The 11657-nt window shown below is 59.2% G+C and carries 9 protein-coding genes; 6 read left to right on the plus strand and 3 right to left on the minus strand.

Annotation, left to right across the window (positions count from 1 at the left end):
- The first annotated feature begins 7 nt into the window (after nucleotides 1-7).
- Together ACM1ZW_RS06565 and ACM1ZW_RS06570 are read left to right on the plus strand one after the other, a co-directional pair.
- A complete protein-coding gene (locus ACM1ZW_RS06565; protein WP_414883087.1) occupies nucleotides 8-1171 on the plus strand; it encodes a gamma-butyrobetaine dioxygenase in 1164 nt (387 codons plus the stop codon).
- Between the two features lie 395 nt (nucleotides 1172-1566).
- Nucleotides 1567-1830, plus strand: a complete 264-nt coding sequence (locus ACM1ZW_RS06570; protein WP_017341203.1) for a hypothetical protein — start codon at nucleotides 1567-1569, stop codon at nucleotides 1828-1830.
- A 94-nt stretch (nucleotides 1831-1924) separates the two neighbouring features.
- Here ACM1ZW_RS06570 and ACM1ZW_RS06575 read toward each other — a convergent pair whose 3' ends face one another.
- A complete protein-coding gene (locus tag ACM1ZW_RS06575; protein WP_017341204.1) occupies nucleotides 1925-3028 on the minus strand; it encodes a GlxA family transcriptional regulator in 1104 nt (367 codons plus the stop codon).
- A 595-nt stretch (nucleotides 3029-3623) separates the two neighbouring features.
- Nucleotides 3624-5000 carry an L-serine ammonia-lyase gene (locus ACM1ZW_RS06580; RefSeq protein ID WP_017341205.1) on the minus strand — a complete coding sequence of 459 codons (1377 nt, stop codon included), beginning with the start codon at nucleotides 4998-5000 and terminating at the stop codon, nucleotides 3624-3626.
- Nucleotides 5001-5435: 435 nt separating this feature from the next.
- Here ACM1ZW_RS06580 and ACM1ZW_RS06585 point away from each other — a divergent pair, with 435 nt between their 5' ends.
- From ACM1ZW_RS06585 to choV, 3 genes are all read left to right on the plus strand, one after another.
- A complete protein-coding gene (locus tag ACM1ZW_RS06585; protein ID WP_017341206.1) occupies nucleotides 5436-6383 on the plus strand; it encodes a choline ABC transporter substrate-binding protein in 948 nt (315 codons plus the stop codon).
- Between the two features lie 66 nt (nucleotides 6384-6449).
- Nucleotides 6450-7295 carry a choline ABC transporter permease subunit gene (gene choW / locus ACM1ZW_RS06590; protein WP_017341207.1) on the plus strand — a complete coding sequence of 282 codons (846 nt, stop codon included), beginning with the start codon at nucleotides 6450-6452 and terminating at the stop codon, nucleotides 7293-7295.
- Nucleotides 7292-8470 (plus strand): choline ABC transporter ATP-binding protein, encoded by a 1179-nt coding sequence (choV, locus tag ACM1ZW_RS06595; protein WP_017341208.1) that lies wholly within the window; start codon nucleotides 7292-7294, stop codon nucleotides 8468-8470. Before choW ends, choV begins: the two co-directional genes overlap by 4 nt.
- Before the next feature lie 254 nt (nucleotides 8471-8724).
- On the opposite strand, the gene ACM1ZW_RS06600 is transcribed toward choV, so the two are convergent.
- Nucleotides 8725-10674 carry a BCCT family transporter gene (locus ACM1ZW_RS06600; protein WP_416740803.1) on the minus strand — a complete coding sequence of 650 codons (1950 nt, stop codon included), beginning with the start codon at nucleotides 10672-10674 and terminating at the stop codon, nucleotides 8725-8727.
- A 378-nt stretch (nucleotides 10675-11052) separates the two neighbouring features.
- Between ACM1ZW_RS06600 and betI the strand changes: the two genes are divergently transcribed.
- On the plus strand, nucleotides 11053-11646 hold the full coding sequence (gene betI, locus ACM1ZW_RS06605) for a transcriptional regulator BetI (RefSeq protein WP_017341210.1): 594 nt from the start codon (nucleotides 11053-11055) through the stop codon (nucleotides 11644-11646).
- Nucleotides 11647-11657 lie beyond the last annotated feature (11 nt).

Below are 11657 nucleotides of genomic sequence, written 5' to 3' on the forward strand. Positions count from 1 at the left end.
GATCACCATGAACACCGCCGCTGCGTTTGCCGACTTTCGTACTTATCCGTTGATCAGCGCGCTGAGTGGCGTGCAGGCCTTGGCGGATCGCATTCTTGTGACATGGGCGGATACCCGTGTCAGCCCCTTTCATCATCAATGGCTGCGGGACAACTGCCCGTGTCCGCAATGCGTCTACACCGTGACCCGCGAGCAGGTACTGGAAATCGTCGATGTGGCTGAAGACCTGACGGCGGCAAATGCGCGTGTCGATGCTGAAGGTTGCCTGCGTGTCGATTGGCAGGACGGCCACCAGAGTCGCTTTGATCCAGGCTGGTTGCGGGCCCACGCCTATGACGACGAATCCCGCGCCGAACGCCGGGCCGGCAAGCCGAAATCCAGGCTGTGGAAAAGCGACTTTCAACTGCCAGTGTTCGACTACCAGGCGTTGATGAACGATAACGATGCGCTGTTGCAGTGGCTTTTAGCGGTGCGCGATACCGGACTGACTCAAGTGCGCGGCGTGCCCACCGAACCGGGCTCGCTGAAGCTGATTGCCCAGCGGATTTCCTTCATCCGGGAGAGCAATTTCGGCGTGCTGTTCAACGTGCAATCCAAGGCCGATGCCGACAGCAATGCCTACACCGCTTTCAATCTGCCGTTGCACAGCGACCTGCCGACCCGGGAGTTGCAACCGGGCCTGCAATTCCTGCATTGCCTGGTCAATGACGCGGACGGGGGCGAGAGTATTTTTGTCGACGGTTTTGCAATTGCCCACGCGTTGCGCGAGGAAGATCCCGAGTCGTTCAAGGCCTTGTGTGAAATCCCTGTGGAGTTTCGCAACAAGGACCGTCATAGCGACTACCGCTGCCTCGCGCCGATCATCGCGCTGGATGCGTTGGGGCAGGTGTCGGAAATCCGTATGGCGAACTTTTTGCGTGGGCCGTTTGATGCATCGGTGGATGAGATGCCCAGGTTGTATCGCGCTTACCGGCGCTTCATTGCGATGACTCGCGAGGCGCGATTCCGGGTGATGACACGGCTTAATCCGGGGGAGATGTGGTGCTTTGATAACCGCCGCACCCTTCACGCACGCAACGCCTTCGACCCCGCCAGCGGCGCCCGGCATTTTCAGGGGTGCTATGTCGATCGGGATGAGTTGCTCTCGCGAATCCTCGTGTTACAGCGTTAAACCGCGTCATCGTTCATCGCGGGCACGCCACGCTCCCAGAGGTTGCGCGGCGTTCGCCAAACCGGTGGTGCCCCCCCGATTCTGTGGGAGCGTGGCTTGCCCGCGATGGCGTCCGCCCATACAACACAAAAACCCCGTATTCACAGACAAAAAAAACCCCGATCAAGCCGTGACAGGATCGGGGTAGAAGGTACTGTTGAGGAGCCGTTGCGCGAGGGTGACCAAACCGTCGTGAAGCCAGCTGAATCCAGTGTGCCCACTCTCCCCTCTCGCAAGTTAGCCGAAAACGACCTGTTCATAGGTATAGCGGCCATTGCGACAAATCGTCCTTGCCGCCACCCCGTACCCCTACGAGAATCGAACCACGACACCGTTCCCTGAAGAAGGATTGCGTCATGATGCACGCCGATTTGATTGACCAGGAAGACCTGTTGGGCCAACTGAAATCGTTGGGTTTTCAAGTACCGAACGGCTCCACGGCCGAGCAGGCTTGCGAGTGTGCGGTGCGGGGCTTGAATGATGAGCGGGCGATGACACTGCGGACTATGGTCAAGCAGATGTATACCAGCAGCGCGACCATCCTGCCGGCGGTGCGCCAGGCCATCGACAAGCAATTGTTGCCGGCATTGGCGGAGTACCAGCAAAGCCGTAGCGCCTGATAAAAGATCAAACGATCGCAGCCTTCGGCAGCTCCTACACCGATCTTTGCAGGAGCTGCCGAAGGCTGCGATCTTTTTCCAAAGGCGCCTCGGTTTAGAGCCTTACGCTGGCAAACGTCGACTCATTGCGCGCCTGACTCAGCGCCGACAACGGCCCGGACAAAGGCGACAGCACCAATGCTTGCGGCAGCGGCATCATCGCCACTTGTTGCGTGGTGTTGGAGCCTACGCGTTCGTCACGCGGCGGAATGCCGAAGTATTCGCGGTAGCACTTGGAGAAGTGCGGCGTGGACACGAAGCCGCATACTGACGCCACTTCGATGATCGACATCGGCGTTTGCTTGAGCAATTGCCGGGCGCGGATCAATCGCAGTTTCAGGTAGTAACGCGACGGCGAGCAATGCAGGTATTTCTGGAACAACCGCTCGAGTTGTCGACGGGACACGGCGACGTACACCGCCAGTTCGTCGAGGTCGATCGGCTCTTCAAGGTTGGCTTCCATCAGCGCAACGATTTCCTGCAACTTCGGCTGGTTGGTACCGAGCATGTGCTTGAGTGGCACGCGCTGGTGATCCTGTTCGTTACGGATGCGCTCGTAGACGAACATTTCCGAGATCGCAGCCGACAGTTCACGACCGTGATCGCGACTGATCAGGTGCAGCATCATGTCCAGCGGCGCGGTGCCGCCGGAGCTGGTGAAACGGTTACGGTCGAGGGTGAACAAACGGGTGCTCATGGCCACGCGCGGGAAGGCTTCCTGCATAGCGGCCAGGCATTCCCAGTGCACGCTGCAATCAAAACCGTCCAGCAGGCCGGCACAGGCCAGGGCCCAGCTGCCGGTACAAACCGCACCGAGGCGCTTGGACTGACGCGCCTGGCTTTGCAGCCACGACACGTGCTCGCGGGTTACGGTGCGCTGAATGCCGATACCGCCGCAGACAATGATGGTGTCCATGGAGGGTGCTTTGTGCATCGAGGCGTCGGGGGTGATCTGCAGACCGTCACTGGCCCAGACCTGACCGCCGTCGACGGTGAGCGTGGTCCAGCGATACAGCTCGCGACCGGACAATTGGTTGGCCATACGCAGGGGCTCTACGGCGGAGGCCAGAGAAATCAGCGTGAAATTGTCCAGCAGCAGAAAGCCGATGGATTGAGGCGCACGGTTCTGGGGTTGAGCCCCGGAGTTGAACGTCGTCATCGCGGTATCTCCTCACACAAAGCGGGTGATGGCCTCAGGCGGAGGCTCTTGTTATTGCCATCGTTCTCGCATGGGAGACGGGCTTTGTAATGACAGAGCAATTGCCATGCCTAAAATTGAATGCGCGTTCAATAACTCCTGAAAACGACGTCGCGGCGTGTCTATATAAGCCGCGTCGCGAGTAGGGGTTATACGTATCAGGAAGGGCAGCAAGCGCTCTGCTCCGTTGCGTGTGAGCAGATCGGTAGCACTTGTGGGAACAGGGCTGCGGCGCCCCTGGAAAGAGTGTCACCGCAAGCACGAGAGACGAACGGTCAGGGCCGGTTTGGATCCCTGGCTTGATACACGTGGCTTATCTGTAAGCGACGCGCCAAAACGTGGCGCGTTTCAATTCCTGTGTTCACTTAGCGCGCAGTTTTGACTGGTCTGCTGTGGCAGAAACCGTCCTGTGGCGAGGGAGCTTGCTCCCGATGGGCTGCGTCAGCAGCCCCAAACCCTGCGACCGCATTCTTTCAGGTACACCGCAGTCGCCGGTCTTGCGACTGCTGCGCAGCCGAGCGGGAGCAAGCTCCCTCGCCACAGGGTCGACGCGGTTTCAGCACTCCACCGCACTCACCGCCAACCCACCCCGCGATGTCTCTTTATATTTGTCATGCATATCCGCCCCGGTATCACGCATGGTGCGGATCACCCGGTCCAGCGAAATAAAGTGCTGACCATCGCCGCGTAACGCCATCTGTGCCGCGTTGATCGCTTTCACCGCAGCAATCGCATTGCGCTCGATGCACGGCACCTGCACCAGTCCGCCGACCGGATCGCAGGTCAGGCCGAGGTTATGCTCCAGGCCGATTTCCGCCGCATTGCACAACTGCTCCGGCGTGGCGCCAAGGATCTCCGCCAGCCCCGCAGCCGCCATGGCGCAAGCCGAACCGACTTCGCCCTGGCAACCGACTTCCGCACCGGAAATCGAAGCGTTCTTCTTGCACAGAATCCCTACCGCGGCGGCACTGAGGAAATAGTCGACCACGTTGGCGTCGGTCACCGCCTCGCTGAACTTCATAAAGTAGTGCAACACCGCCGGAATGATCCCCGCCGCGCCGTTGGTCGGCGCCGTGACCATGCGCCCGCCGGCGGCGTTTTCTTCGTTGACCGCCAGGGCGAACAGGTTGACCCACTCCATAGCGCTCAAGGTCGAGCCGATCACGTTGGGCTTGTTCAACTCCTGCAGGCTACGGTGCAATTTGGCTGCACGGCGGCGCACGTTCAGGCCACCGGGCAGGATGCCTTCGTGCTTGAGGCCCTGCTCGACGCAATCCTGCATCGCCCGCCAGAGTTTCATCAGCCCGGCGCGGATTTCTTCTTCGCTGCGCCAGACCTTCTCGTTGGCCATCATCAATTCGGCAACACGCAAGTTGTGCTGCTTGCAGAGGCTGAGCAGTTCGACGGCGCTGGAGAAATCGTACGGCAACTCGGTGCGATCCAGATCCACCACACCGCTGGATGCCTGGGCTTCATCAACGACAAATCCGCCGCCGATGGAATAGTAGGTGTCGCGGTGCAGCTCGCCGTCATCGCCTTCGACGATCAGGGTCATGGCGTTGGGGTGGAACGGCAGGTTTTCGTCGATCAGGCGCATGTCCCGGCCCCAGATGAACGGCACCGACAAACGGCCATCGAGTAGCAGCGTGTGGGTTTCGCGCAGGGTTTCAATGCGAATGCCGATTTGCGACGGATCGATCGCGTCCGGCCACTCGCCCATCAGGCCCATGATCACCGCGTTGTCGCTGCCGTGGCCGATACCGGTGGCGGACAACGAGCCATAAAGCTGAACTTCGACGCGCCGCACTTGTTCCAAAAGACCCTGTTCACGCAAACCTTGCACGAACAGCGCCGCGGCGCGCATCGGCCCCACGGTGTGCGAACTGGAAGGACCGATGCCGATTTTGAACAGGTCGAAAACGCTGATAGCCATTACTGCCGAACTCCTGGATGTGCCTACTCCAGACGCAGAAGCGCCCGGTGACGGAGCTGCTACGCTCAAGCTGCAATCCGCCGAGATGGCCGCATCATCAGGCTTTTGCGGTGTCGTTCGACGTCTCACACCGACGCACTCATGCCCACCAACGCCGTGTGCGTTTTACGCCATGTTTTCGCCATTTTTTGGCGATGCAGAGGGGGAAAAGGGGCTGAAAAAATCTGTAAACGACGTCACCGACACTGGATGCGACCATCCCTGTACTGGTTACGACGCACCCTGTAGGCGTCAGATTTTCACTGGTACATGATCGTATCGACTCGATTGCAAGGCGCCCTGGTAGAGCTGTCTCCAAAACGCCATCCAACCGCAACCTATAAGTGCGGTGGTCCAGTCGGAACACTGCCAAAAAAAACACCAAGGAGTCCATCCATGAAAGGTTCCCCGTCGTTGTTGTTGGCCGCCATGCTGAGTCTGCCGTTACTGGCTCAAGCCGCAGAACCCGCTCAGTGCAGTACCGTAAACTTCTCCGATGTCGGCTGGACCGACATTACCGCGACAACCGCCACCACCAGCGTCGTGCTCGATGCCCTGGGCTACAAGACCAAAACCACCATGATTTCCGTTCCGGTGACCTACAAGTCCCTGGCCGATGGCAAGAACATGGACATTTTCCTCGGTAACTGGATGCCGACCATGGAAAACGACATCAAGGCCTACCGCGATGCCGGCACCGTGGATGTCGTGCGCACCAACCTCACCGGCGCCAAGTACACCCTCGCCGTGCCGCAGGCGCTGTACGACAAAGGGCTGCATGACTTCGCCGACATCGCCAAATTCAAGAAAGAACTCGACGGCAAGATCTACGGCATCGAACCGGGTAACGACGGCAACCGTCTGATCCAGAGTATGATCGACAAGAACGCCTTCGGCTTGAAGGACGCCGGATTCAAGATGGTCGAATCCAGCGAAGCGGGCATGTTGTCGCAAGTCGACCGCGCGCAGAAACGCGACACCGCCGTCGTATTCCTCGGCTGGGCGCCGCATCCGATGAACAAGCGTTTCAAGATTCAGTACCTGACCGGTGGTGACGACTTCTTCGGCCCTGACTTCGGTGCAGCCACCGTGGCAACCAATACCCGCAAGGGGTACGTCCAGGAGTGCAGCAACGTGGGCCAGTTGCTGAAAAACCTGGAATTCACCGTCGACATGGAAAGCTCACTGATGGGCAACATCCTGGACGACAAAATGAAGCCTGAAGCGGCCGCCAAGGCCTGGCTGAAAAAGAACCCACAGGTCCTCGATACCTGGCTCGCTGGCGTGACCACCATTGACGGTAAACCAGGCCTGGAGGCCGTGAAAGCCAAGCTCGCGCAGTAATCGCTTACGCCGGGCGGGTTCGCTCGCCCGGGCTGTTTATTTCCTTGCATGCGGACGTTCACTACCATGCTGATTGATCAGAAAATACCTCTAGGCCAGTACATTGCGGGCTTCGTTGAATGGTTGACGCAACACGGCGCCAACACCTTCGACGCAATCGCCGTGTCACTGGAAACGATGATCCACGGCGTGACTTTTGCGCTGACCTGGTTCAACCCGCTGGCATTGATCGGCCTCATCGCGCTACTGGCACATTTCATTCAACGAAAGTGGGGGCTGACCGTTTTCGTCATTGCCTCCTTTCTGCTGATCCTCAATCTGGGGTACTGGCAGGAAACCATGGAAACCCTCGCCCAGGTGTTGTTCGCCACCCTGGTCTGCGTGGTCATCGGCGTGCCGCTGGGCATCGTCGCCGCGCACAAGCCGATGTTCTACACCGTGATGCGTCCGGTACTCGATCTGATGCAGACCGTACCGACCTTCGTTTACCTCATTCCTACCCTGACCCTCTTCGGTCTGGGTGTGGTCCCGGGTCTGATTTCAACGGTAGTGTTCGCGATTGCCGCGCCTATCCGCCTGACTTACCTGGGCATTCGCGATGTTCCTCAGGAACTGATGGACGCTGGCAAAGCCTTCGGCTGCTCGCGTCGTCAATTGCTCTCACGGATTGAATTGCCCCACGCCATGCCAAGCATCGCGGCCGGTATCACCCAGTGCATCATGCTGTCGTTGTCGATGGTGGTGATCGCGGCACTGGTGGGCGCCGACGGCCTGGGCAAACCCGTGGTCAACGCACTGAACACTGCTGATATCGCCCTGGGCTTCGAAGCCGGCCTGGCGATCGTATTGCTGGCGATCATGCTCGACCGTATCTGCAAACAACCCGACGCTAAAGCAGGGGGTGACGCATGAGCATTATTCGCTTCGAAGACGTCGACGTAATCTTCTCCAAAGATCCGCGCGAGGCGCTCAAGCTCCTCGACCAAGGCATGACCCGCGACCAGATCCTGAAAAAGACCGGCCAGATCGTCGGTGTTGAAAAGGCCAGCCTGGATATCGATAAAGGTGAAATCTGCGTGCTGATGGGCCTGTCCGGCTCCGGCAAATCGAGCCTGCTGCGCTGCATCAACGGCCTCAACACCGTCAGCCGTGGCAAGTTGTTTGTCGAGCACGAAGGCAAGCAGATCGACATCGCGTCCTGTACTCCGGCAGAACTGAAAATGATGCGCACCAAGCGTATCGCGATGGTGTTCCAGAAGTTCGCCCTGATGCCTTGGCTGACGGTGCGCGAGAACATCAGCTTCGGTCTGGAAATGCAGGGCCGCCCCGAGAAAGAACGGCGCAAACTGGTGGACGAAAAGCTTGAGCTGGTGGGTCTGACCCAGTGGCGCAACAAGAAGCCGGACGAGCTCTCCGGCGGCATGCAGCAGCGTGTTGGTTTGGCCCGCGCGCTGGCGATGGACGCCGACATTCTGTTGATGGACGAACCCTTCTCGGCCCTCGACCCGCTGATCCGCCAGGGCCTGCAAGACGAACTGCTGGAACTGCAACGCAAGCTCAGCAAAACCATCGTGTTCGTGAGCCACGACCTCGATGAAGCCCTGAAGCTTGGCAGCCGCATCGCGATCATGAAAGACGGTCGGATCATTCAGTACAGCAAGCCAGAAGAAATCGTGTTGAACCCGGCGGACGATTACGTGCGGACCTTTGTCGCGCACACCAACCCGCTGAACGTGTTGTGCGGTCGCAGCCTGATGCGCACCCTCGACAACTGCAAACGCATCAACGGTTCGGTCTGCCTCGATCCGGGCGGCGATTCGTGGCTGGACCTGGCCGAAGGCAACACCATCAAGGGCGCACGCCAGAATGGTTCAGCGCTGGATCTGCAGAACTGGGTGCCGGGTCAGGCGGTAGAAGGGCTGGGTCGTCGACCCACCCTGGTGGATTCGAACATCGGCATGCGCGATGCGCTGCAGATTCGTTATCAGACCGGCAACAAGCTGGTACTGCACGACAACAACAAGGTGGTCGGGATTCTCGGCGACAGCGAGCTGTATCACGCGCTGCTCGGCAAGAACCTGGGCTAAGGCAGCACACACAAAAACGCCGCGAGAGGATCGCGGCGTTTTTGTTAGTGCAGATATTTGGCTTGGAATGCTGATAACTGTGGCGAGGGAGCTTGCTCCCGCTGGGTTGCGTAGCAACCCCAAAACCAGACACCACGGTCATTCAGAAAGACCGCGTTATCGTTAAATGCGACTGCTACGCAGTCGAGCGGGAGCAAGCTCCCTCGCCACAATGGATCTGCGGTGCAGCAACTTGCACCGCATGACCTCAAGTTTCAGCTATAGACCCGGCCAAGGAGCTGCCGATGGCTTTCGAACTGATCGAGCACGTCACGGGTGATCTGATCCTGAGTGAAGCCCATCAAGTCGTAATCCTGGCTGCCGTTGTGCAGGTACACCTCGGCGCGGTAGTAACGTGCGCGCGGTTCATCGGCACTTTCGGCCAACACCGTGTCGCTCGCCGCCGCCAGATAGCCGTCCAGGCTCACTTCGTAGACAAAAGGGTTGCCCTCTTCCATCTCGATCCGCAGGCCCATGCAGCGCTTGGCCTTGCCCAGCAACGTTTGCACGTCCAGACCTTTGCCACGCAGCTGAACCACGGCCTCTTCCAGCGCCGGGCTGACTTGCTTGTCCATGAAGCGCTGAACGATCGACTGGTTCGGTTGCAGGTCCAGCTGGGTCAGACGCTCGCTGAAACCACGACGACCGCGTGCAGCCAGTTCCGCTTGCTCCTGTTCGATCTGCACGTCCTGGCGCATGGCCTTGTGCAAGCCGAACATGAAGAACACCAGCACCACCGAGAACGGCAGGCCGGCCAGCACCACCATGGTTTGCATGGCTTCGAAGTTACCGGCGAACAGCAGGCCGATGGTCACCAGGGTGATCACCACGGACCAGAAGATCCGCAGCCAGTGCGGTGCATCTTCGTCGACATTGCCGCCCTTGCACGAAAGGTTGGCCATCATCACCGCACCGGAATCCGCCGGGGTCAGGAACAGCACGAAACCCACGAAGATCGACACGCCGATAACCACTTTCGACGCCGGGTAATGCTCCAGCAACTGGTAGATCGCCATGGACGGCTGTTCCAGCGCCGTCTTCCCGAGCTCCACCGCCCCATGGTTCATCACCAGGTCCAGGGCCGAGTTACCGAAGATCGACAGCCACGCCAGGGTGAACCCCAGCGGAATAAGCAGCACGCCGGCCACCAGTTCACGCACCGTGCGACCACGGGAAATACGCGCGATGAACATGCCTACGAATGGCGCCCAGGAAATCCACCAGGCCCAGTAGAACAGGGTCCACAGGCCCAACCAGCGGTCGGACTTCTCACTGTTGCCTTCGTAAACGTAGAGATCGAAGGTCTTCAGTACCACGCCGTTCAGGTAGTCACCGATGTTCTGCACAAAGCCGTTGAGCAGGTGCAAAGTCGGGCCGAACAGCAGCACGAAAATCAGCAGCCCGCTGAACAACACGATGTTCAGGTTGGACAGACGGCGAATGCCGTTTTCCACGCCGGACACGGCAGCGATAGTCGCCACGGTGCTCATCACGATGATCACGATCAGCAAGTTGGTGTTGCTGTGTTCCATGCCGAACAGGTTTTCAAGGCCCGACGACACTTGCAGCGAACCGATCCCCAGGTTCGTCACCAGCCCCAGCAGGGTCACGAACATGCCGAAGCCGTCCACCGCGTGACCGGCCGCGCCTTTGACCCAACGTTCGCCCACCAGCGGATACAGCGCCGAACGCAACGCCAGCGGCTGATTATGACGGTAGGCAAAGTAAGCAACGGCCAGGCCGACCAGTGCGTAGATCGCCCAGCCGTGCAGGCCCCAGTGCAGGAAAGTCAGCTGCACCGCCTGACGTGCGGCCATGTTGCTGGCCGAAACGCCTTCCGGCGGGTTGAAGTAGTGGTCCAGCGGCTCGGAAGCACCGAAGTAAAGCAGCGAGATGCCGATACCCGAGGAGAACAGCATCCCCGCCCAGGCGCCATAGCTGAAGTCCGGGGTGTCGTCCTTGCTGCCCAGTTTGAGTTTGCCGTAGGACGAAAACGCCAGGCCGACCACGAAAACCAGGTACGCGGCGATCACCACCATGTAGTACCAGCCGAAGCTGCGGGACAACCAGGCCTGAGCCACTCCGAGCATTCTGCCGGCCTCTTGCGGGGCGATGATCAGAATGGCGGTCAACAGCAGGATCAGCGCGGTAGAGGTGTAGAACACCCAACCGTTGACCGTCACCTTCTCGGGCGGGGTCTTTATAAGAGAGGCAGAACTCATGGCACAGAGGCTCCGGCAGTGCGAGAGAAGAACACAAGGCAACGCGATACCCGACCAATCGATGAGTTGGCAGCCGACCGGCGGGTGATATAAAGACACCCCGAAAAAAGCCCGAAGCCTGTAGACGCGGTTGCGTATAGGTTTCGAGCCGTTTTGGATGTCGGTTTATCGCCATTTACACGTAGAAAAAATCTGTAAGCAGCGACGATTTGTCGCAGATCTTATTCTTTGTTGATTGAACGTTCAATCAAAACAAAATAGACTGGCCCTCAACCCGATAGACGTTTTGCGTCTGCCGGAAGGCCTAAGGAGATGTGCAAGATGCCCAAGGTCGGTATGCAACCCATCCGCCGCCAGCAATTGATCGAAGCCACATTGCAGGCCGTCGATCAGGTCGGGATGGGGGACGCCAGCATTGCGCTGATCGCCCGTTTGGCCGGTGTCTCGAATGGCATCATCAGTCATTACTTTCAGGACAAGAACGGCCTGATAGCTGCCACGGCGCAGTACCTGATGAGTGTCCTCAGCGAGAACGTCACCGCGCGCCGTCAGGCGCTGGAAGATGACAGCCCGCGGGCGCATCTGCAGGTGATCATCGAAGGCAACTTCGACGCCAGCCAGGTCAATGGCCCGGCAATGAAAACCTGGCTGGCCTTCTGGGCCACCAGCATGCACCACCCGTCTTTGCACAGGTTGCAGCGGATCAACGATCACCGTCTGTATTCCAACCTGTGCTGCCAGTTCCGCCGCGTATTGCCGCTCGATGATGCGCGCAGTGCAGCCCGGGGCCTGGCGGCGTTGATTGACGGTTTGTGGTTGCGGGGGGCGCTGTCGGGAGATGCTTTCGACACGGAGCAGGCGCACCGGATCGCTTACGAATACATGGATTTCCAATTGGCCAAGCAGGTGAGTTAGAGCACACATAA

The sequence above is a fragment of the Pseudomonas sp. NFX71 genome (assembly GCF_048079215.1).
GTDB lineage: Bacteria > Pseudomonadota > Gammaproteobacteria > Pseudomonadales > Pseudomonadaceae > Aquipseudomonas > Aquipseudomonas fluorescens_B.

Excerpts from the sequence above, each read along its gene's own strand:
- ACM1ZW_RS06565 (WP_414883087.1), top strand. The coding sequence starts at position 8 with ATGAACACCGCCGCTGCGTTTGCCGACTTTCGTACTTATCCGTTGATC.
- ACM1ZW_RS06570 (WP_017341203.1), top strand. The coding sequence starts at position 1,567 with ATGATGCACGCCGATTTGATTGACCAGGAAGACCTGTTGGGCCAACTG.
- ACM1ZW_RS06575 (WP_017341204.1), bottom strand. The coding sequence starts at position 3,028 with ATGACGACGTTCAACTCCGGGGCTCAACCCCAGAACCGTGCGCCTCAA.
- ACM1ZW_RS06580 (WP_017341205.1), bottom strand. The coding sequence starts at position 5,000 with ATGGCTATCAGCGTTTTCGACCTGTTCAAAATCGGCATCGGTCCTTCC.
- ACM1ZW_RS06585 (WP_017341206.1), top strand. The coding sequence starts at position 5,436 with ATGAAAGGTTCCCCGTCGTTGTTGTTGGCCGCCATGCTGAGTCTGCCG.
- choW (WP_017341207.1), top strand. The coding sequence starts at position 6,450 with ATGCTGATTGATCAGAAAATACCTCTAGGCCAGTACATTGCGGGCTTC.
- choV (WP_017341208.1), top strand. The coding sequence starts at position 7,292 with ATGAGCATTATTCGCTTCGAAGACGTCGACGTAATCTTCTCCAAAGAT.
- betI (WP_017341210.1), top strand. The coding sequence starts at position 11,053 with ATGCCCAAGGTCGGTATGCAACCCATCCGCCGCCAGCAATTGATCGAA.